We start from the raw sequence: 20,079 nt of genomic DNA on the forward strand, positions 1-20,079 counted from the left end.
CGTCCTGTAAGGAGTAGACCATGACTGACACCGTTACCATCCGGCCGGCCGGCCCGGCCGACGCCGGCACCGTCGACACCCTGGTCCGGGAGATCGCCGCCCACGAGGGCGACGCCGTGCACGTCACCGTCACCGTGGACGGGTGGCGCAGCCTGCTCGGCCGCAGCGACGTCATCGTCCTGCTCGCCGAGCGGGCCGGGGAGCCGCTCGGCTACGTCACCGCGCTCCGCCGCCTTCACCTGTGGTCCGGGCGCGACATCCTCGCGCTGGACGACCTCTGGGTCCGGGCGTCCGCCCGGGACGCCGGCGTGGGGCGGACGCTGATGCTCGCGCTGGCCCGTACCGCGGCCGACGACGGGCTCGTCATCCGCTGGGAGGTCAAGCCGGACAACGCCGCGGCGCAGCGGTTCTACCGGCGGCTCGGCGCGGGACTGTTCACCAAGGTGATCGCCGGCTGGCGCCCCGAGAGCTACCTGCCGCTGCTGGCGCCGGAGACCGAGCCGGCGCCTACGGCGGTGTAAGGCTGAAACCCGCGAGCGGTGCCCCAGGGTTGCGGGGCACCGCTCGCGTACGGTCACGTCAGTTCACGTTGGCGGTGGCGGCCGGATGTCCGCGATCACCTATACGATCTGGCCTCATGCGTCGTATCGGGCCGGTATTGGTTCTCGTGCTTTTGGTGGCCCTGTCCGCCTGCACCTCGGAGCCGAAGGAGAGTGGGCACACCACGTTGACGTTGACCGTGCTGCTCGACAAGGACGTGACGGCCGAGCAGAAGCGCGCGGCGGAACAGCGGCTGCGGTCGATGCCGAGCGTCGAGGGCGTCGCCTTTGAAACCCGCAAGCAAGCGTACGAGCGCCAGAAGGAACTGTTGAAGGACGCCCCGGACCTGCTGGCGAAGGTGAAGCCGGAGTATCTGCCGGAGTCGTTCCGCGCGACCGTCACCGACGTCTCGGTGGCCGAGGCGGTCTCTCTCGTGATGGGTACGGCCGATGGCGTCGAGTGGGCTGCACTCAAGATCGCGGAGAGCAAGCCCCTGCCGTCGCGGATGGGGGTGATCCTCCGGCTGCAGCCAACGGTGACAGACGTGGAGCGAGCCGCCGCAGAAAAGGCTGTCCGCGCGTTGCCGGGCACCGAGTCGGTTACGGTCGAAGGCAGCGACGCCGCGTACGAGCGCCTACGCAAACAATGCCGGGGCAAGGGCGAGCTGGCCACGCTGCTCGAACCGCACATGGCCCGCGCGTCCGTGCGGTTTCAGTTTACGCTGAAGGAAAAGGCACCCGACCTGCCCACTCTTGACAAACTCGACGGCGTCGACGCCCTGCAGATGGTGCCAGTGGCGATGCTGTAAGAATTCGGTGATCTGGCGGACATCGCCCTCGCAAGCTGACGGCCAGCGCCCGCCTTGCGTCAGCCGACGCATTGAGGACGATGGCGACGGGCTCACCGGGCGGGCTGTGGTGGTGAGTTGAACGACCCCCGGTACGACCTCCATCGCACCAGCGTGCACAATCACCGTCATTCGCCGCGAACACCGACCCACAGCTGCTGGACGGCGGGATCGTCAAGGTGGTCGGCAAGTTCACCAGCCCCAGGTGGGAGCGGGAGGTGCTGTGCCCGAGCAGCTTCCGGTTCGTCGACGTCGAGGCGCTCGACGCGTTCCTGTCCGAGGCGGGGTTAGCTGTCGTCGAGCGGTACGGACGCAGGGATCGGTCTCCGTTCACCGAGCAACTGCCCGAGATCATCACAATCGCAACGTGGACCAGATGAGAAAACTCTAGGATGAGGCGATAACCCCACCGCTTGGCCTGCGAACAGTCCTCACGGTAAGGATGAGTGGTCATGGACTCGGATCCACAGGTTAAAACTGTCAGCCCCGAGGAACGGAAAGTGCAGGAGAGACTTCTACAGACTCTCGAAAAGGTGAGCACGATCACGATGGCGCTGAACCATGTTGAGCATCTGTTGAATCCCGATAATCCATACACTCCAGCGATGAACACGCCATCAGTGAGGGCGTTGTTGAACGAGGTAGGTCCCGGCAGAAATGCCGACGAGCACCGAGACGCCATGCTCAACCTTCAGGTCAAACTGACTGCCGCCGACAAGGAGTACAAGGCGGCGCTGAAAGAGGCGGAAAAGTTTTCGGGATGATTGACCGGGCCGCCCCGGGCAGAGGCGGCCGGAGGCCCACGCCGACGAACAGCAACGCCACCCAGGTAGCAGTGACGGGCACCAGAACCGGCGCGATGTCGAGTTCGGCGGGCAGGATCAGGCCCACCGCAGCCAGGTTCTCGAGGGCCCCGATGGCCTGAGGGCGCCGGGGCTGAAGTCAAGGATCCATTGCGCGGCGTGGCCGCCTACGGACCGCGCCCAATGAACGACAGTTACCCAGGTCACAGTATGGCGCGGTGGTGCCGCCGGGCACTTCATCGGGTCTGTGGAGGCTCGTTCCAGTCGGGATTGGCTGGCACGGTTTCTGCACGCCCCTGCTCTACTGCTGGCTTCGACCGCTCGGCCTCCCTGGTCCAGCCGAGAAAGCGTCGGTGCAACACGCCGGCCGGCGTGCAGGGCATGTCCTCGGTGGCCTGGACAAGGTGGGAGCCGAGGTAGAGGGTCAGCGACACCGGAGCATCCACATACTCCGCCCGCAGCTCCTGCTTCCGCGTCGGGCACGGCCAGGGCAGGTCGCAGCCACCACAGCTCCAGATCGGCATGACCGGGCCGTGGGTGGTCACCCAACACCACCCAGGAACCGGGCGGTGATCGTCCGGGCCTGCCGGCTGGTCGCCCACTCCACCTGCCAGCACGGGTACGGAGTCAGCCGCGACCACCACGCGCGGCAGCCGACGCACATTCCGCCGAGCCCACGGACGTGCACGGCGAGGATCACCTGCTCCTGGTCGTCGCTCACCTGGTCTCCCCCTGCGGCCAGTGGCCACGGCTGATTGGAATCCGGTGGCGGGCGCGGCAGGGCAGGTCGGCTCCGCAGCGACAGACCCGCCGCCACTTCCGCCAGGACCAGACCGGCCGGTGGCGCCGGGCGAGGGTCAGCGCAACGACGAGCAGGTACTCCTCGTACGCGACCCGTCGGATGCGTGAAGCCGGAAGGTCATCACACCTGGCGCTGCTGGTGGAGCGGCGCCACCGCCGGTCCGGCACCGCCCGCTTGATCTCCTCGACCGGTAGCCGCTCCGCCTCAGCCAGGGCGAGGAGCCGCCGCTTCGCCGCCTCCCGCTCAGCCGCCTGGATCTGCTCGCCCACGCTCTGCCTGGCGGCGTCGTTCCGACCGCCCATCCCTACCTCCGCTGGTAGGGGCGCAACGGTCAGCCTGTGAGAGAACGTGGCTCCGCCGCACCCGGCCAAGGGAGGCGAGTGCCTCACCCGAACCGGACACTAGGGAGGGTCGGTGATGGTGTAATTACCGCTGGTTATGACGCCAGGTTGATGCCCAACCGGCCGGCCAGCAACCGTAGTTCGTTCGGGACGGCTCGCCGCTTCGCCCGCTGCGCCATCGCAACGACGGCGTCCTGAGCAAGGGGGTTCAGCGCGAACGGCACCGGCGCGGCCTGCTCCGCCCGCACGAACGCGGCGAGCGCTTCAGCGTCCCTGCGTTCGGACTCGGCCAACGCACGACCGAGGTCGAGCCAGTACGACATCTGGCGATTCGATGCCGCGAGCACCTGCGGCCGCACCGTCCGGGACAGCTCGATCACCCGGCCCGACTCACCCAGCTCCGCCGCGATAGCCATCTCCCAGAGCCCCACGTTCGTCGGCCCGAACCCGCAGCCGTTGAACCCGGCACCGTCCGGCGGATCCCCGAGGGTCGCCGCCTCACGGGCCGCCTCGGAGAGATGGTCGCGGGCGACATCGGGTCGACCGCTCACCGTCGAGGTCAGCGCGGCCGCAAGGTGCAGCTGACCGAGCATCTGCCGCACCCGCTCGTCTGCGGCGGCGGCCTGAAGCTCAGCCAGTGACCGGTCGGCGGCCCTGGCTGCCAGTGGCGCGGCCTCGATCGGCAGGCTCTGCGCGTACGCAAAGCGGGATGCCCCCAGCCACGCCGGCTCCTCGACGTCCTCGGCGGCGGCCACCGCGACCCGGGCGGCGTTGAGCGCCAGGTGCCGGTATCCAAGATGCCGCAGGCACGTCGAAGCCTGGTACGCCACCCGCGCGAGCACGGTCCCCCCAACCGCGGCGGCCTCCAGCAGCAGACCAGGAAGCAACCGGGCCATCGCCGGGTAGTTGGAGCTGTTGCGGAGCAGGTCGCTGCGGGCGATGTCTGCGGCCAGCTCATCCCCGGTACGGGTCAACGGTCTGCGCTCGCCGTCCTCGATCTCGATGAGAGCGGACCAGATCGCCGGCACGCACTCGGCGGCGCGCTCTCGGGCCGGGTCGCCGGGTTCCGTGCCCTGACCGAGCAGGTCGGCCACCGTGACCTGCAGTGCTGCGGCGATGGCCACCAGCGTGGAGCGACGGTCGATGGTCTTCCGGCCAGACTCGACCTGCGAGATGTACGACTGGCTGACGCCCGCGAGCCCAGCGAGGACCGCTTGGCTCATCCCGCTACGGCGCATCCTCCAGTACCGGATCCGGGCACCGATCGTGTCGGTCTTCCTAGCCATACCTTCGCCTGCTTCCCAGGTGGAGAACTGGGACAGCGAAGCCAGTGAACACCCTGGCAGCCGCCACTCGGACGGTACACCGCGGACCCCCTCGGCCGCGTCACGCACGGCGCCGGAACATCATTCCCCTGCCGTCGCGACTCGCGCAGATCACCTGGCGTTGAACTTGTTACTGGCCCATCAGCACGGACGACATAGTTCGTGCATGCTGGCCCTGAGCTGCGCGAACGCCTGGCATCGGCGGCTGATGGTGGTCACCGCTGGTCCGCCTATGACGCCCTGGCGACGGCTTGAACCTGATCCTCGTCGACCCCTTAGCTCCGAGAGATCGGCAATGCGGTCTCGTTCGGCTCGCACCGCTCATCGACGGTCTGATGGTGCTCGCCATGGTTCCGCTTGGTGTCGTCGGTTGCTGTACATCGCTGCTGTACGTGGGGGTCGTTAGTCGGCCGCCTTGCATAGATCGGCACTGTCACAGGTTGCCACTGAGAGGCATCGCCTAACATGCGGGCGTGTGCCGGTACTCCGAGACCACTTACAAGGTCCACTACGTGTGCGTGCCGTGCCGTCGTAGTCACAAGTACGCCTGGGACGGCGCGAAGCACCCATGCACGTCGTGTCGACAGCCGATGGTCTTTGCTGGGCACGACTTCGCGGCGCCCCGTCGGCGGAACGACTCCGGGTGGGCTGCGGTTGCGGCAGTTCTCGGGGCCGGGCTGCGCTACGAGGGTTTCGAGACGTGCGGCTGCTCGCGGCAGCCGAAGTTCCGACCACGAACGAGCGCCCAAGTCCGAATGCGGCGCCGGGTCGCCAGCCGCCTTGGGTTGTCGGAGGCTGAGGCACTGGCTGCCCGGGAGCCCCACGACCTTGGTTGAACACACCGAGGCACCGCGGTAGGCGACTGGGTCGAGTGCCGGGCTGGGGCAGCGACGGTCAGAACCAGGTCTCCCGGGTGTCCAGGGTGGTCCTGTCCAGGCTGTCGAGCAGATCGAACTGCGGACCCGTACGGGGCAGCTCGTAGCGGAAGAAGTACCGTGCGGCCTGCCGCTTTCCCGCCAGGAAGTCCGCATCGGGGCCGTCCGGGCTGCCCAGCGCCTCGACCGCGAGCAGCTGCTCCAGCCACATCCACGCGATCACCACGTGCCCGACCGCCTCGAGGTAGAGGCTGGCGTTGGCCAGGGCCAGCTCCGGGTCGCCGGTGTCCCAGAGCCGGCGGGTGACCCTGCCGACCCGGTCGACCGCCGCACCGAGCTCGACGGCGAGCACCGCCGCCTCCCCCTCGGCCTTCCAGGCCCGGCTCACCGTGGTCCGAACGGTCTCCAGCAGCAGCTCCAGCCCAGCTCCCCCACGCATGGTGACCTTCCGGCCGAGCAGGTCCAGCGCCTGGATGCCGTGGGTGCCCTCATGGATCGGGTTGAGCCGGTTGTCCCGCCAGTGCTGCTCGACGTCGTAGTCGCGGGTGTAGCCGGACCCGCCGTGCACCTGGATGGCCAGGTCGTTGGCGGCCAGGCACCACTGCGACGGCCAGCTCTTGGCGATCGGGGTGAGCAGGTCCAGCAGCAGGTGGGCCCGGGCACGGTCGGCCTCGGTGGGGGCGGTCTTCTCCTCGTCGAGCAGGCGGCCACAGTAGAGGATCAGGGCGAGCGCGCCCTCCACGTAGCTCTTCTGCGCCAGCAGCATCCGCCGGACGTCGGCGTGCGCCACGATCGGCACCTGCGGCACGGTCGGGTCCTTGTCGGCGACCGGCCGCCCCTGGGGGCGCTGGCGGGCGTACGCGACCGATTTGAGGTAGCCGGTGTAGCCGAGCGCGGTCGCGCCGGCGCCGACGCCGATCCGCGCCTCGTTCATCAGGTGGAACATCTGCGCCAGCCCCTGGTGCGGCTCGCCCACCAGATAGCCGACCGCCCCGGGCCGCCCGTACGGCCGGTGCACCCCCTCGCCGAAGTTGAGCAGGGTGTTCGTGGTGCCCCGGTAGCCCATCTTGTGGTTGAGGCCGACCAGCACCACGTCGTTGCGCGGGCCGAGCGTGCCGCCGGCGTCGAGCAGCACCTTCGGCACGATGAACAGCGAGATGCCCTTCACCCCGGGCGGGCCGCCGGGGATCCGGGCCAGCACCAGGTGGACGATGTTCTCGGCCAGCCCGTGCTCCCCGCCGGAGATCCACATCTTGGTCCCGACGAGCCGGTACGTCCCGTCGTCCTGCGGCTCGGCCCGAGTGGTGAGGTCGGCCAGGGAGCTGCCGGCCTGCGGCTCGGACAGGCACATGGTGCCGAAGAACCGCCCCTCGACCATCGGGCGGACCCAGGTGTCGATCTGCTCGGCGCTGCCGTGGGCGAGCAGCAGGTTGGCGTTGCCGAGCGTGAGGAACGGGTACGCCGCGGTGCTCACGTTGGCGGCCTGGAACCAGGCGAAGCAGGCGGCGGCGACCGCGTGCGGCAGCTGCATGCCGCCGATCGAGGTGTCCATGGTGGCGGCCAGCAGCCCGGTCTGGGCGAACGCATCCAGAGCGGCCTTGACCTGCGGGATGGTGTGCACCCGACGCCCGTCGAAGGTGGGCTCGGCGGCGTCGGCGGCCTTGTTGTGGGTGGCGAACTGTTCGGCGGCGACCCGGGCGGAGAGGTCGAGCACCGCGTCGAAGGTTTCCCGCGAGTGCTCGGCGTAGCGGGGCCGCTCGGTCAGCCGGGCCACGTCCAGCCAGTCGTACAGCAGGAACGCCAGGTCGCGACGGGACAGCAGGATGGACGACGACGACACGCTTGCTCCTTCCGTCGTACCGTCGTCAGCCGCGGCGCAGCACAGCGACGGCCTCTCGGAGGTCATCCTGGCTGATCGGCGCGGCCGGCGCACCTGTCGCCGCCTCCCGCTTGGCGCTCACGGCGGCAACGGGCTGCCTGGCACCCCGCTGAGCGGTGTGCCAGGCAGCCGTCGGGTCATCCCTTTGAAACGGTCATCCGTTCTTGGCGAGGCCCAGCGGGAAGCTGGGCTCGCCGACATTGGTGAGCGTGGTGGTGTTCGCCCTCAGGTACGTGTCCAGGTACGGCGAGCGGTCACCCTGGGTCGGCGAGTCGAACTGCGGGTCCTGCACCTCCAGCGCGAGGTACGCATCGGTGACCGTGATCGCCTCACCGGAGGGTACGGCCCGCCAGCCGGTCGAGCCGACGGTTCCGATCTGGACGCCCAACTGGTGCCCTGGCGGGAAGGTCCAGTCCGTCGCCTTCAGGGCGAACGAGGTCGATCCGCTGTGGTCCAACACGGCGGCGTTCTCGTTGAACATCGTCGCCTTGCCGTCCGGCGCGACGTCCCACAGCCGTACCCAGACGTTGCCCTGGCCCCTGGTCATCAGCCTGATCTCCGGGCTGCCCGTGATCCGCACCTGCTCGGAGGCGGGCGTGGACCAGCTCCAGTAGCTGTTGCTGGGCGGGTCTGCGGCGAGCAGACTCGCCTGGTCAGTCGTCAGCGAGTCGGCCTCCGGCGCGTACTCGATGTCCCAGCCGTCGGCCTGCGGCGCCATCATCGACAGGGTCCTCGGCGTCCGGCTGCCGTTGTCGACGTACTGCCCGGGCGACAGCCGCACCTTGTATGCCTTGGTGGCCATCGGCCAGGTCGACTGGGCCCGCCAGTTGCCGAGGCTGTCCTCGAGGGAGAAGGCCGGGTCGATCACCGACGGTTCGATGCCGCGCAGGTACTGGTCGTAGAACCGCAGCACCTCGTCGAACCAGCCCGCACGGCCCATCTTGAGCTGGCCCCGGGCGTTGGTCTCGTTACCCCGAACGTGTTCCCACTGGCCGATCCAGCCGCGCTGCGGACCCTGGTGGTTGGCCAGGTACTTCTGCATCTGCTCGGGCTTGGTGTTGTCCTCGATGAAGCCCGACGTGACGAACAGCGGCGTCTGGGACCCGGCGGCCCGGGAGGCGAAATCACGGGCACGCCAGAAGTCCGACTTCGGGTCGGGGTTCTGGGTGTTGGTGAGGTTGTCAGTCTCGCACTCGGGGTGAGCCTTCTCGTACGCCGCGTTCGCCTTGTAGTGGTCGCTGTCATCGCCCAGCGGCGCCATCGTCGCGATCGAGTAGTAGCTCCGCGGGGTGCTGAGCGCGTTGGACCGCGGCACCCCGTTGCTGAACAGGTAGTTGTACCTGTTCCACGTCGGTTCCTGGGAAACGATCGCCCGCAGCGGCTTGAGCCTGAGGGTGTTGGCCGCCAGCCCGGTGTTGGCGTCGTACGACTTGCCGTACATGCCCACCTTGCCGGTCGACCAGGGCTGGCTCGCGACCCACTCGACGGCCGACTTGATGTCGGCCTGCTCCCCCGGGCCGAGGAAGTCCAGGCACCCGGTGCTGCCGCCGAAGCCACGCAGGTCGACCATCACGAAGGTGTATCCACGCTCCATGAGCCGCGCGCCGTCGATGAAGTCCTGAAAGCGCGCCGACGGCCCGACCTGCTTGAACCCCGCGGGCGCGGTTTCCCCCGCGTGCGAGAAGTACGGGCCCACCGACAGGATCACCGGCGTCTTCGCATCCGCCGGCAGGTGTGCCGGGCGTAGCACGTCGGCGTGCAGCTCGACACCGTCCGTGGACGGGAAGTACTCCTCCGTCCACGCGGCACCCTCGGGAACCCGTGGGTTTTCCTCATGAGTGATCGGGGCGTCAGCTGCCGCAGACGCCGGAGCGGCCTGAGCCGCCGCGGGCAAGCTGCCCGCGGCGAGGCTCGTGATGATGGCCAGTGCACCGGCCGCCGCGACGGGCGACGCCACCCTCCTACGAAGGCTCATCCATCCTCCCCCTAGCTCCAGACGAGATCGTCCGGTCAGCCATCGAGGCTAATGATCTTTGCCGGCCCTGCACCCCCAGTTATCTTTCCGTGTCCTTCGGGTCAGCCCGCCTCGGCGAGCAGGCCGTCGACCAGGTCGCGGGGTAGCCCGTGGGTGTCGTGCAGCCAGTGGTAGTCGCGCTCGGTGAGCGGCCCGCGGCCACGGAGCCGGTCGACAACCGGGCGGCCCCGGCGCAGCAGCCCACGGAAGCGCCGCTCCTCGTCCAGCAGCACCGCGCGCAACGGCTCCACCTCCGGCCGCTGGCGGAAGCGGCGCAGCGTGTCCGCGTACGGGTCGACGGGCAGTTCGGCCAGGCCGCGGGTCGGGTCGTCCCGCCACAGCGCGGTGAGCGCCCGTCGGACGAGCCGGCGCAGCACGTAGCCGCGGCCGGTGTTGCCGGGGCGTACGCCGTCACCCAGCACGACCACCGCGGAGCGCAGGTGGTCCGCGACGATCCGCAGGTCCCTGCCGTCCAGCGGCCACCGGTCACGGACGGTGTCCACCCACGGTCGTAGCCCGTCGCCCTCGAAGACCGAACGACCGCCGCGCAGCACCATCTCGAGGCGTTCCAGCCCCATCCCGGTGTCGATGCTGGACATCGGTAGCGGGGTAAGCCGACCGTCGTCGTGCCGGTGGTGGCGCATCTGGACGTGGTTCCAGACCTCCATCCACCGCTCGTCGGTGCTCGGTGTGCCGCTGGGTGGCCCGTCCCCGGTCCACACGAAGATCTCCGAGTCGGGTCCACACGGGCCGGTCGGGCCGTTGGACCACCAGTTGTCCGCGCCGTTCGCCTCGACCGGTACGCCCAGCTCGGTCCACGTCGCCCGGGCCGTCTCGTCCGGGCCGACCTGGTCGTCGCCGCCGAAGACGGTCGCGTGCAGCCGTCCGCGGTCGATGCCGAAGCCCTCGGTGAGCAGGTCGTGGCCCCAGCGGAGGCTGGTCGCGATGTCGTAGTCGCCGAGCGACCAGGAGCCGAGCATGCCGAAGACCGTCAGGTGGGTGCGGTCGCCCACCTCGTCCAGATCGGTGGTACGTAGGCAACGTTGCCGGTTGACCAGCCGCCGGCCGCCCGGATGGGGGCGACCCAGCAGGTACGGGGTGAGCGGGTGCATGCCGGAGGTGGTGAAGAGCACCGGGTCGCCGGGCGGCGGAATCAGGGAACTCTCCGGCGCGTCCCGGTGGTCGCGGCGGTGGTAGTGGCCGAGGAACGTGTCGACGATCTGGTCGGGTGTCATGACGGGGCCTTCCGGGGTCGATGCGACCGGAAGGGTCCGCCGCGTGGGCGGTGGCGTGACACAACGACGCCGGCGGACCGTTTCCGGTCGCCGGCGAGAAGAGGGTCGGTCAGGCGGCGGCAACCGGCGAGCGGGAAGCTCGCGCGGCCGCGGCGGCGTTGCGCCTGATCTGCATCTCTCGACCATAGCCGGGCGACGACGCTGCGCCCACCGGATTTACGGTCCGTCGGGCGGCGCCACCGCTAGCGCCGGCCGACTCGTTGCCATGGTCCGCCGCGTACCGCCGAGGAGTTATCCCTCGCCCGCCCCTCGGCGACGGCGGACCGGTGCCGTCAGGCGCCCGCGGAGACCAGTGGCGCCGGCGCCGCCGGCTGCTGCCGGTCGGTGCGCCGGTTCGGCAGCGACAGCCGAATCACCTTCCACCAGGCGGAGGCCACCTGCTTGGGCATTGATCCGGTGGTGTACCGCAGCCCGTACCGGTCGAAGAGCGCCCGGACCTCGGGAGCGATCTCCCCATAGCGGTTGCTCGGCAGGTCGGGGAAGAGGTGGTGCTCGATCTGGTGCGACAGGTTGCCGGTCATGATGTGCAGCAGCCGGCTGCCGCTGATGTTGGCCGAGCCGAGCATCTGCCGCAGGTACCACTCGCCCTTGGTCTCGCCCTCGATCGAGGTCTTCTCGAAGGTCTCCACCCCGCTCGGGAAGTGGCCGCACATGATCACCGAGTGGCTCCACACGTTGCGGATCAGGTTCGCGGTGAAGGTGGCGGCCAGGGTGGTCAGGAACGACGGGCCGGACAGCAGCGGGTGCACGACGTAGTCCTTGAGCACCTGGCGGCGGATCTTGCGGCCGACGGCCCGGGCGCGGGCCCGGAACTCGGGCGTCTTGTGCCCGCCGTCGCGCAGGTTCTTCCCCAGCTCCAGGTCGTAGGCGGCGATGCCGTACTCGAAGAACAAGGCGTTGAGCAGGTTGTAGAAGGGCTGGCCCAGGTGGCCCCGGCTCCACGGCTGGTCCTCGTCGACCCGCATGATGCCGTAGCCGAGGTCGTTGTCCTTGCCGAGCACGTTGGTGTAGCGGTGGTGCAGCTCGTTGTGCGAGTGCTTCCACTGCTCGGCCGGGGTGACGTGGTCCCACTCCCAGGTGGTGGAGTGAATCTTGGGGTCACGCATCCAGTCCCACTGACCGTGCAGGACGTTGTGGCCGATCTCCATGTTCTCCAGGATCTTGGCCACCGCGAGGCCGGCGGTGCCGACGATCCAGGCCGGCGGGAACAGCGAGAACAGCAGCACGGCCCGGCTGCCCATCTCCAGCGTCCGCTGGGTCTTGACCACCCGCCGGATGTACCGGGCGTCCCGTTCACCTCGGTCGGCGATCACCCGGTCCCGGATGGCGTCCAGCTCCTTGCCGATGATCTCGATGTCCTCGGCGCTGAGGTGGGCGATCGGGTTGACGGCCTTCTTCTGGATCACGGTCACGTCCAGGGTCTCCTGTCAGAGGTCGATGTCGCAGGTACCGGCGGCCGCCGACACGCAGGTCTGGATGAGCACGCCGTCACCGGGCACGGCGGTGGTGACGTCGCCGTTGCGCAGGTCGCGGACCGCGCCCTGGCGCAGCGGCACCACGCAGCCGAAGCAGATCCCCATCCGGCAGCCCGACGGCATGAGCACCCCGGCGTTCTCGCCGGCGTCGAGGAGGGGGGTGGCCCCGTCGGCCTCGACGGTCACGCCGGCGCCGGTGAAGGTCACCGTGCCGCCCTCGCCCGGGTTGATCACGGTGGGCCGGAACCGCTCGGTGTGCAACCGGTCGGCCACGCCCCGGGACGCCCAGCGCTCCTCGACCGCGTCGAGCAGGCCGACCGGCCCGCAGGCCCAGGTCTGCCGCTCGGCGTGGTCGGGCACCAGGTCGTCCAGCTCGTGGACGCCGAGCAGGCCGTCGGTGTCGGTGTGCCGCTCGATCAGCCGCAGCGCCCCGGTCGCGGCGAGCGCCCGCAGCTCCGCGCCGAAGATGACGTCGTCCCGGGTGGGTGCGGAGTGCACCAGCACGACGTCGGCGCGGCCCGGGAGACCGGCGCGGAGCATCGCCATGACCGGGGTGACGCCGCTGCCGGCGGTGAGGAACAGGACCCGCTCGGGGGTGGCCTCCGGCAGCACGAAGTCGCCCTGCGCCTGGTCGAGCTGGACGATCGTGCCGGGCCGCACCCGGCGGACGAGGTGGTTGCTGACCTTGCCGTCCGGGATCGCCTTCACCGTGACGGTGATCAGGCCGCCCGCGCCGCCCGGCACCGAGGTGACCGAGTACGCCCGCCACTGGCGAACCCCGTCCACGTCCACGCCGAGGCGCACGTACTGCCCGGGCAGGTGGCCCCGCCAGCCGCGCCCCGGCTGGATGACCACGGTCGCCGCGTCCCGCGTCTCGGGGCGTACCTCGACGATCCGGCCGCGCAGCGCGGCGCCGGCGCGCAGCGGGGCGACCAGGTCGAGGTAGTCCGCCGGCAGCAGCGGGGTGGTGACCGTCTCGGCCAGCCGCAGCAACCTGTCCCGGAAGGAAACCTTCTGGGGGCGGTGGGGGGCAGTTGTGGTCATGTGACCAGGGTGGCTACGAGATCGCATAACATCTTGACCGGCAAAGGTGAATCGGCCGCAGGTTTTTGTTCGAGGAGAACAAGATGTCGGTGGAGTTCGGGGCGACGCGCGGCGCCGCCCACCTCGAACTGGACGAACGGGTCGCCTCCCGACTGCGCGACCTGCTCCCCGTGGTGGCCGAGCGGACGGTCAGCGCGATCACCGCCGAGGTGCCCGGCTACTCCGGAGCGCTCACCGGCTCCATGCGGGAGAAGATCGAGGCCGCGGTCCGGATCGCGCTGGGCACGTTCCTCCAGCTCATCGAGAGCGCCCGGGCCCAGTCCGCCGATCCGAGCACCCCGCTCACCCCCGCCCTGGAGGCCGCGTACGCCCTCGGCAGCGGGGAAGCCCGCTCGGGGCGGACCATGGACGCGCTGCTGGCCGCCTACCGGGTGGGGGCGCGGGTGGCGTGGCGGGAGGTCTCCACCACCACGGTACGCAGCGGACTGGGCGCCGAGACGGTGGCCGAGTTCGCCGAGCTGATGTTCGCGTACATCGACGAGCTGTCGGCGGCCAGCGCGGCCGGGCACGCCGACGAGCTGGCCAGCGTCGGGCGGGTCCGCCGCCGCAACCTGGAGCGCCTCACCCAGCAACTGCTCGCCGCGGAGCCGGAGGAGATCCTGCGCCGCAGCGCCGAGCGGGCGGACTGGCCGCCGCCCCAGACGCTCACCGTCGTGCTGCTGCCCCGCCGGAACCTGCACGCGGTGCTCGCCCTGCTCGCCCCGCACACCCTGGAGAGCGGTGAGGACCTGCCTGGGATGGACCCGGCCGAGGAGCTGGCCGTCCTGCTGGTGCCGGACATGCACGGGGGCCGGCGGCGCCAGCTCACCCGCCTGCTGCACGGTCACCGGGCGGTGCTCGGGCCGGCCCGGCCCTGGCACCGGGTCGCCACCTCTTACCAGCGGGCCACCCGGGCGCTGGCGCTCGGCCTCGGCGAGCCGGACGCCGGGCCCGTGGACACCGAGCGCCACCTCGCCGAACTGCTGCTCAGCATGGACCCGGAGGGGCTGGCCGACCTGCGCGCCCAGGCGCTGCGCCCGCTGGCGTCGCTACCCCCGGCCACCGCCCACCGGCTCGCCGAGACGCTGCGCTCCTGGCTGCTGCACCAGGGCCGCCGCGACGACGTGGCCGCCGACCTGTTCGTGCACCCACAGACCGTCCGCTACCGGATGGGCAAGCTGCGCGAGCTGTACGGCGACCAGCTCCACGACCCGGCCACCATCCTCGACCTCACCCTGGCGCTGGCCGTGCCGCCGACCCCGCCGGGGGCCGACTGAGCAGGGACGTCGTACCCGGTAGCCTCGCGCCGCCGCCCGCGCCCCGGCGTGCGCCGGCCGACGTTGTCGAGATGGAGGCCTGACGGCGGGGATGCCCGACCGCCTACCCTGGTCCTGGTGAGCGTCCCGCCCCGTCAGGCTCCCGCCGACCTGCTGGTCCACCTGCGCCGGGCCCGGGACCACATGGACCGGCACTACGCCGAGCCGCTGGACCTGGCGGCGGTCGCCGCGGTGGCCGGGGTCAGCAAATACCATTTCCAGCGGCTCTTCACCGTCACGTACGGTCTGTCCCCCGCCGCGCACCTGTCCCGGCGGCGGATCGAGCGGGCGCAGGACCTGCTGCGCGCCACCAACCTCACCGTCACCGAGGTCTGCCACGCCGTCGGGTTCGCCAGCCTCGGCTCGTTCAGCAGCCGATTCCGTGATCTCGTCGGGGACACGCCGAGCGAGTTCCAGCGCCGCTGGGCCGCGACCGGGGCGCCGCGCGTCCCGGGATGCTTCGTGCTGATGTGGGGGCTCGCCGAGCGACGCGGCTCCGCAAGCGAAGAGAAGTCCGGCTGACCAGCCATTTCCTAGTCTGGTCGCATGATTACCAACATCTCGATCATCAGCGTGCTGGTCAAGGACATCGACGTGGCCAAGGCGTTCTACCTCGACGTGCTCGGGTTCGTCGAGCACACCGACATCACCGTGGGCGACGGCGCCTACCGCTGGTGCACGATCACCCACCCGAACCAGCCGGAGCTGCAGGTGCAGCTGACCCTGCCCGGCCCGCCGTACTCGCCGGAGGTGGCCGCCACGCTGCGGCGCGCGCAGGACGAGGGCAGTCTGTTCGGCCTCGGGCTGGACGTGGACGACTGCCGCAAGACCCACGAGGAGCTGCGCTCCAAGGGCGTCGAGTTCATCCAGGAGCCGGCCGAGCGGCCGTACGGGGTGGAGGCGGTCGCCCGCGACAACTCCGGCAACTGGCTGGTCCTGGTGGAGCGCCGCGAGTTCGATCCCGCCGCGATGGGCTGATCCGCCGGTCCTGCCGGGCCGGGCGGACCAGCAGCCGAACGCCCGTTACGGGGCCAGCACGAGCTCGCGCAGCCGGTCGTCGAGGGTCGGCGCGTCGACGCCGCCCGGCCAGCCCCGCAGCAACGCCCCGCCCTTGGCGATCACCGCCACGGTCGGGGGTTCGCGGACCGCGTACGACCGCCAGATCGTGCCGTCGTCGTCGGCAACGATCGGATACTCCACCCGGTGCTCCCGCAGGTACCGCTGCAGATCGTCCGGCTTGTCCTGGGTGGCCACCCCGACGAACACGACCTTGTCCCGGTGGGTGCGGGCCAGCTCGCTCAGGGCGTCCTGGCGCTGCCCGCAGACCGTGCACCACGAGCTGAAGAAGACCAGCACGACCGGGCGGTCGGCCCACAGGTCGGCGAAGGCGACCCGGCTGCCGTCGGTGAGCCGGCCGGTGACGGCCGGTGCGGACAGCGCGCCGGACGGAGCCGGGCGCAGCGCGAGACCCGCCGGCACCGGGCCGGGCAGTGCAGTGGCCCCGCCGGCGACCGGATCCTTCCGCGCCGGCGCGTCGTCTCCGCCGGAGCAGGCGGCCGACGACAGCACGGCTCCCAACGCCAGCGCGACGGCGGCCAGGCGGACGGCGTATCCGCGGGTCATGACGGCACCACGGCGACCAGCGCCGGCCCTTCGCTGTTGTTCGGGGTGAGGTCGATCGCCGGGTGGCCGTCGACGACCAGCCGGTAGGCGTCCCGGGCGGCCAGGTTGACCGGTACGGCGAACTCGCAGTACGTGGGCACGCGCTCCACCTCCAGGTCCTCCTCGAAGGTTGCCACGGACGTGCCCGACGACAGCGAGCCCTCGGCGAGCGTCCGGCCGGCGCCGTCGATCACCTGGAACGGCGCGCGGTTGTGGAAGTGGGTGTAGGGGCCGGTGCCGGCGCAGTCGACGCCCTCCTGCCGGATGTTGATGTCCCGCACGAGCACCCGCACGGTCATCGCCGACCGGGCCTCCTCGGCCCCGCCGCACGCGGTCAGCGTGCCGACGAGCAACGACGGCAGCCACACCGCCGCCAGCAGGCGCCGCATCTGTCCTCCAGGTCGTCGGAGCGGAGCCCGGGGCGGTGGGGCACGTGGTCCCCACCGCCCCGGGCCGTTGCGTGGCTCAGCTGATCAGGGCCCGGGGTCGTTCGACCCGGCACTGGCTGGTCACGGTCTTGCTCGGGTCACTCACCGACGTGGCGGTGAGCGTCACCAGGGTGGTCGCGACCGCGTCGGCGCTGGCGCCGACCGAGACGTCGACCCCGGTGGTGGCGCCGAACTTGGCCGTGGCCAGCTCGTTCGGCAGCTCCACCTGCCAGCCCTTGCCGGGCACGGTCGCCGAGAGACGGTACACGTCGGACTGCAGGTACGCGCTGGCGTCCTCCGGGTGCTGCTGCTCGCCGGCCACGTACGTGCCCGTGTTGGTCAGGTCGAACGTGCAGAACGCGCCCTTGTTGGTCGGCTTGCCCCGGGTGATCAGGGAGCCCTTGGACAGGGCGACGCCGTGCTGGCTCGGGCCGGTGCCGTCGAGCGACTGGACCGCCACCGTGTACGACAGCACCCCGTTGCCGTCCCGGCGGAGGTTGAGCACGTAGAAGTGCAGCCGGTTGGCCTCGTCCACGTACTCGTACTCGCTGCCGGAGTTGGCGCCGGCGTGGAACAGCGCGTCGGACAGCTGCCGGTAGTCACCCATGGTGATCTTCTGCGGGGTGCCGTTCGGCTGGTAGAAGTCCACCATGTCGATGTCCTGCGGGTTGGCGTCGACCACCCACACGAACGGAGCGCTGTCGGCGTTCTTGGTCTTGCTGAGCAGCACGCCGCTGTCCGGGGTGAACGAGTCCGCGCCCATCCGGTCGACGACCTCGACGGTGTAGTTGTTGTAGTTGCCGCCGTCGCACAGCGGGTTGGTGCTGACGGTGCAGGCCGGCGAGAGGTCCCGGTTCATGGCGATGTTGAGGCCGGTCAGGCCGTCCCCGGCGTCCACCGCACGGGCGGTGACGTCGGCGACCACCAGGCCGGAGGTGGCGAGCCCTTCGCGGGACAGCCGCAGCACGTGCTCCTCACCGAGCAGCTTGATCTTCAGCTTGTCCCGCAGCACGTGCAGCGAACCCATCGAGCCGCCGTTGACCGGGGGGATCTGCCAGCGGGTGTGCGGCCCGCCCGGCCCGTTGAACGAGCCGCGCGACATCATGCTCCAGATGCCGGTGTACGCGCGGCGCAACGGGACGCCGTACGGGTTGTTGTAGTTGTCGCCGATGTTGAGCAGGTGGGTCAGCTCGTGGGCGTACGTGCCCATGCCCGAGCTCTCCGCCTGGGTCGACGAGCCACCGCCCGCGTTCGGCCAGATGGTGGCAGCCGCCTTCCAGGACGTCCAGTCGACGTACCGGGTCTTCGCCCAGTTCGGCATGTTCGGGTCCGGCGGACCCCACGCGTCCGGCACGTCCTCCTTGGTCTGGAACATCATCTGGCCGAACTCCTGCCAGGTCGAGGATTCGTCCTGGCCGGCGGAGAGGATGAAGACCAGCTCGTAGCTGTTGGCCACCGCGTCGCCGACGGCTGCGCGCCAGGCGCCCAGGCCGTCTGTGCGGATGTTCTTGTTGCACGTGTCGCCGGACGGACACATGCCCGGGTTCATGTCGTTGGTGATGCCGTACTGGTACGACTTCGACGGCATCTTGTACGGGCCGAACCCGGTGAGATCCACACCGAACCGGCCGTTGGAGTCCTGCATCCAGTACTCGTGCAGGGTGTGTCCGCGGTTCAGCTCGTTCGGCTTGTTCAGGAAGTCGCTGTAGAACTGCGGGACCTGCTCCCGCGGGACGTTCGCGGACGTCGCCTGGGGGTTGCCGAAGACCGAGGAGTGGGGCGCCCCGGTGACGACGAACGGCTGGTCCGGGTAGTCGAGCGTGACCAGCGCGATGTTGAAGTTGCGGACCGACCCGCGCACGGCGGGGTCGGCCCAGTTCTTGTTCGGCACCGGGACGAAGTCGTCCCAGGTCATCGTGTCCGGGTTCTGCCAGTTCTGTGGGTCGATCGCCTGGAACGGGGCTGGCCCGTCCGACGACACGCCCGGTGCGGCGGAGGCCGGCCCGGCGGAGCCGGTCGCGACCACCACGGTCGCGACCGCAGCGGCCAGCACCGAACGCCACACCGCACGCCTGGTGGGCAGAAGGTGCATCGAGTCACCTCTCAGATCGGGGGATCAGGGGTGGGGCGATCGGACGACGGCTCCGGGTTGCGGCGCGGCGTCAGACGCGCCGAGCCGGAGTTGTCGTAAACAGGTGCTCTCGCCGTCCCATGATCACGCCCGACCCTGAATCTAGGAGCCGGCACGCTCAGCGGTCACCATGCAGATGTCGGCAGGTGCATCAATGTCTTCCGACACGTGCAGGAGGTCACCGGGCGGCCCGGTGGGGCTGCCCGTCGGCGGCGGCCCGCACCGCCCGCCGTAGGTCTCGGCACACCCGCGCCTCCGTGTCGAACGCCAGCCCGCCGCGAGGCGGCCGGCACGGCCCGCCGTACCGGCCGCCCAGTCCCATCGCCAGCTTCACGGCCTGGACCACCTCGGGTCGGGAGTCCCAGCTGAACAGGGGGTGCAGCTGCGCGTACAGCGGCAGCGCCGCCGCCAGGTCGCGGGCGGCGCACAGCTGGTACAGGCGCAGGCAGGGCCGGGGCAGGGCGTTGGGGAAATGTCCGATCCACCCGGTCGCACCGGACACCGTCATCTCCAGCAGCACGTCGTCGGCCCCGACCAGCAGGTCGAGATGGGGGCACAGGTCGCGGACGCGGTGCAGCCGGCGTACGTCGCACTCCCGCACCGCGACGATGCCGTCGATCTCGGCAATGCGGGCGATCAGCTCAGGAGCCAAATCCACCACGGTCTCGACCGGATCGTCGGACACCACCACCGGCAGCCCGACCGCGGCCACCTCGCGGTAGTGGGCGACGATCTCGGCGGCGGTGGCCGGGTACCCGACCGGCGGTGGTGCGAGCACCGCGACCGCACCCGCGGCCTGGGCCTGCTCGGCCCAGTGCCGGGACTGCCGGCTGCCGTACCCGCCGACGCCCGGGACCACCCGGCAGCCCGGCGGTGCCGCCTCGACTGCGGCGCGGACCACGTCGGCGCGTTCGCCGTCGGACAACGACCGGTACTCCCCCAGCGAGGCGCACGGCGTCACACCCTGGCAGCCCGCGTCGGCGAGCCACCGCACGTGCTCCTGGAGCCGGTCGTAGTCGACCGAAAGGTCGGTCCGGAACGGCGTGGGGATGGCGACGATGACGCCCTGCCAGGGCCTGGTTGCGGCCACGACGGTGTTCCCTTCTCGGACACCCCGTCCGCGGGTGTACCCGGCGCGACAGGACAACCCCGTCCTCACCCCTCGGCCGGCATCCGATCACGGTAGATGGGCCGCCGGTCGCGGTCTTCCGACAGATGCCGAAACCGGCCAGGGCTGACCGAGAACGGGTGTCTGGTGCCGGC

At 70.5% G+C, this 20,079-nt stretch carries 18 protein-coding genes and 1 pseudogene; 7 read left to right on the plus strand and 12 right to left on the minus strand.

The annotated features are described in order from the left end of the window. Positions 1-20: 20 nt before the first annotated feature. From ACNAVT_RS22395 to ACNAVT_RS22410, 4 genes are all read left to right on the plus strand, one after another. Positions 21-521 (plus strand): GNAT family N-acetyltransferase, encoded by a 501-nt coding sequence (locus ACNAVT_RS22395; RefSeq protein ID WP_416299101.1) that lies wholly within the window; start codon positions 21-23, stop codon positions 519-521. 116 nt (positions 522-637) lie between these two features. Next, the gene (locus ACNAVT_RS22400) at positions 638-1,348 is read left to right on the plus strand and encodes a permease-like cell division protein FtsX (protein ID WP_416299102.1); all 711 of its coding nucleotides are present in this window, start codon (positions 638-640) and stop codon (positions 1,346-1,348) included. Between the two features lie 218 nt (positions 1,349-1,566). Next, positions 1,567-1,767, plus strand: a complete 201-nt coding sequence (locus tag ACNAVT_RS22405; RefSeq protein WP_416299103.1) for a hypothetical protein — start codon at positions 1,567-1,569, stop codon at positions 1,765-1,767. 72 nt (positions 1,768-1,839) lie between these two features. After that, complete coding sequence (locus tag ACNAVT_RS22410) at positions 1,840-2,151, plus strand: hypothetical protein (RefSeq protein WP_416299104.1); 312 nt, start codon at positions 1,840-1,842, stop codon at positions 2,149-2,151. Positions 2,152-2,426: 275 nt separating this feature from the next. Here ACNAVT_RS22410 and ACNAVT_RS22415 read toward each other — a convergent pair whose 3' ends face one another. The 8 genes and pseudogenes from ACNAVT_RS22415 to ACNAVT_RS22450 all read right to left on the minus strand — a co-directional run bounded on the left by ACNAVT_RS22415 (position 2,427) and on the right by ACNAVT_RS22450 (position 13,240). After that, positions 2,427-2,735 carry a hypothetical protein gene (locus ACNAVT_RS22415; protein WP_416299105.1) on the minus strand — a complete coding sequence of 103 codons (309 nt, stop codon included), beginning with the start codon at positions 2,733-2,735 and terminating at the stop codon, positions 2,427-2,429. Then, positions 2,732-3,079, minus strand: a pseudogene (locus tag ACNAVT_RS22420) (hypothetical protein); the annotation flags it as partial. The gene ACNAVT_RS22415 and the pseudogene ACNAVT_RS22420, both read right to left, overlap by 4 nt. Before the next feature lie 349 nt (positions 3,080-3,428). After that, entirely contained in the window at positions 3,429-4,619 is a 1,191-nt protein-coding gene (locus ACNAVT_RS22425) for a helix-turn-helix domain-containing protein (RefSeq protein ID WP_416299106.1), read from the minus strand. 933 nt (positions 4,620-5,552) lie between these two features. Further along, complete coding sequence (locus tag ACNAVT_RS22430) at positions 5,553-7,373, minus strand: acyl-CoA dehydrogenase (protein WP_416299107.1); 1,821 nt, start codon at positions 7,371-7,373, stop codon at positions 5,553-5,555. Positions 7,374-7,566: 193 nt separating this feature from the next. Beyond that, positions 7,567-9,387 (minus strand): CocE/NonD family hydrolase, encoded by a 1,821-nt coding sequence (locus ACNAVT_RS22435; RefSeq protein WP_416299108.1) that lies wholly within the window; start codon positions 9,385-9,387, stop codon positions 7,567-7,569. 101 nt (positions 9,388-9,488) lie between these two features. Beyond that, positions 9,489-10,661 carry an alanine--tRNA ligase-related protein gene (locus ACNAVT_RS22440; RefSeq protein ID WP_416299109.1) on the minus strand — a complete coding sequence of 391 codons (1,173 nt, stop codon included), beginning with the start codon at positions 10,659-10,661 and terminating at the stop codon, positions 9,489-9,491. Positions 10,662-10,993: 332 nt separating this feature from the next. After that, on the minus strand, positions 10,994-12,133 hold the full coding sequence (locus ACNAVT_RS22445; RefSeq protein ID WP_416299110.1) for a fatty acid desaturase family protein: 1,140 nt from the start codon (positions 12,131-12,133) through the stop codon (positions 10,994-10,996). A 15-nt stretch (positions 12,134-12,148) separates the two neighbouring features. Beyond that, on the minus strand, positions 12,149-13,240 hold the full coding sequence (locus tag ACNAVT_RS22450; RefSeq protein WP_416299111.1) for a ferredoxin reductase: 1,092 nt from the start codon (positions 13,238-13,240) through the stop codon (positions 12,149-12,151). 83 nt (positions 13,241-13,323) lie between these two features. On the opposite strand from ACNAVT_RS22450, the gene ACNAVT_RS22455 reads away from it, so the two are divergent. From ACNAVT_RS22455 to ACNAVT_RS22465, 3 genes are all read left to right on the plus strand, one after another. Next, positions 13,324-14,556, plus strand: coding sequence for a PucR family transcriptional regulator (locus ACNAVT_RS22455; RefSeq protein ID WP_416299112.1), 1,233 nt, complete (start codon positions 13,324-13,326; stop codon positions 14,554-14,556). A 117-nt stretch (positions 14,557-14,673) separates the two neighbouring features. Then, positions 14,674-15,117 (plus strand): helix-turn-helix domain-containing protein, encoded by a 444-nt coding sequence (locus ACNAVT_RS22460; RefSeq protein ID WP_416299113.1) that lies wholly within the window; start codon positions 14,674-14,676, stop codon positions 15,115-15,117. A 24-nt stretch (positions 15,118-15,141) separates the two neighbouring features. Next, a complete protein-coding gene (locus ACNAVT_RS22465; RefSeq protein WP_416299114.1) occupies positions 15,142-15,573 on the plus strand; it encodes a VOC family protein in 432 nt (143 codons plus the stop codon). Positions 15,574-15,618: 45 nt separating this feature from the next. Here ACNAVT_RS22465 and ACNAVT_RS22470 read toward each other — a convergent pair whose 3' ends face one another. From ACNAVT_RS22470 to ACNAVT_RS22485, 4 genes are all read right to left on the minus strand, one after another. Beyond that, positions 15,619-16,218, minus strand: coding sequence for a TlpA family protein disulfide reductase (locus ACNAVT_RS22470; RefSeq protein ID WP_416299115.1), 600 nt, complete (start codon positions 16,216-16,218; stop codon positions 15,619-15,621). Then, on the minus strand, positions 16,215-16,646 hold the full coding sequence (locus ACNAVT_RS22475) for a hypothetical protein (RefSeq protein ID WP_416299116.1): 432 nt from the start codon (positions 16,644-16,646) through the stop codon (positions 16,215-16,217). Before ACNAVT_RS22475 ends, ACNAVT_RS22470 begins: the two co-directional genes overlap by 4 nt. Before the next feature lie 76 nt (positions 16,647-16,722). After that, positions 16,723-18,777, minus strand: coding sequence for a M6 family metalloprotease domain-containing protein (locus ACNAVT_RS22480; RefSeq protein ID WP_416299117.1), 2,055 nt, complete (start codon positions 18,775-18,777; stop codon positions 16,723-16,725). Positions 18,778-18,994: 217 nt separating this feature from the next. Beyond that, positions 18,995-19,906, minus strand: coding sequence for a dihydrodipicolinate synthase family protein (locus ACNAVT_RS22485; protein WP_416299118.1), 912 nt, complete (start codon positions 19,904-19,906; stop codon positions 18,995-18,997). Positions 19,907-20,079: the final 173 nt, after the last annotated feature.

Source organism: Micromonospora sp. SL4-19, assembly GCF_047921475.1.
In the GTDB taxonomy this organism is placed as follows: domain Bacteria; phylum Actinomycetota; class Actinomycetes; order Mycobacteriales; family Micromonosporaceae; genus Micromonospora.

What these genes read in the sequence shown, in the direction of transcription:
- ACNAVT_RS22475 (WP_416299116.1), bottom strand. Translation starts at nt 16,646, where the DNA reads ATGCGGCGCCTGCTGGCGGCGGTGTGGCTGCCGTCGTTGCTCGTCGGC.
- ACNAVT_RS22425 (WP_416299106.1), bottom strand. Translation starts at nt 4,619, where the DNA reads ATGGCTAGGAAGACCGACACGATCGGTGCCCGGATCCGGTACTGGAGG.
- ACNAVT_RS22410 (WP_416299104.1), top strand. Translation starts at nt 1,840, where the DNA reads ATGGACTCGGATCCACAGGTTAAAACTGTCAGCCCCGAGGAACGGAAA.
- ACNAVT_RS22400 (WP_416299102.1), top strand. Translation starts at nt 638, where the DNA reads ATGCGTCGTATCGGGCCGGTATTGGTTCTCGTGCTTTTGGTGGCCCTG.
- ACNAVT_RS22480 (WP_416299117.1), bottom strand. Translation starts at nt 18,777, where the DNA reads ATGCACCTTCTGCCCACCAGGCGTGCGGTGTGGCGTTCGGTGCTGGCC.
- ACNAVT_RS22440 (WP_416299109.1), bottom strand. Translation starts at nt 10,661, where the DNA reads ATGACACCCGACCAGATCGTCGACACGTTCCTCGGCCACTACCACCGC.
- ACNAVT_RS22395 (WP_416299101.1), top strand. Translation starts at nt 21, where the DNA reads ATGACTGACACCGTTACCATCCGGCCGGCCGGCCCGGCCGACGCCGGC.
- ACNAVT_RS22455 (WP_416299112.1), top strand. Translation starts at nt 13,324, where the DNA reads ATGTCGGTGGAGTTCGGGGCGACGCGCGGCGCCGCCCACCTCGAACTG.
- ACNAVT_RS22465 (WP_416299114.1), top strand. Translation starts at nt 15,142, where the DNA reads ATGATTACCAACATCTCGATCATCAGCGTGCTGGTCAAGGACATCGAC.
- ACNAVT_RS22450 (WP_416299111.1), bottom strand. Translation starts at nt 13,240, where the DNA reads ATGACCACAACTGCCCCCCACCGCCCCCAGAAGGTTTCCTTCCGGGAC.
- ACNAVT_RS22435 (WP_416299108.1), bottom strand. Translation starts at nt 9,387, where the DNA reads ATGAGCCTTCGTAGGAGGGTGGCGTCGCCCGTCGCGGCGGCCGGTGCA.
- ACNAVT_RS22470 (WP_416299115.1), bottom strand. Translation starts at nt 16,218, where the DNA reads ATGACCCGCGGATACGCCGTCCGCCTGGCCGCCGTCGCGCTGGCGTTG.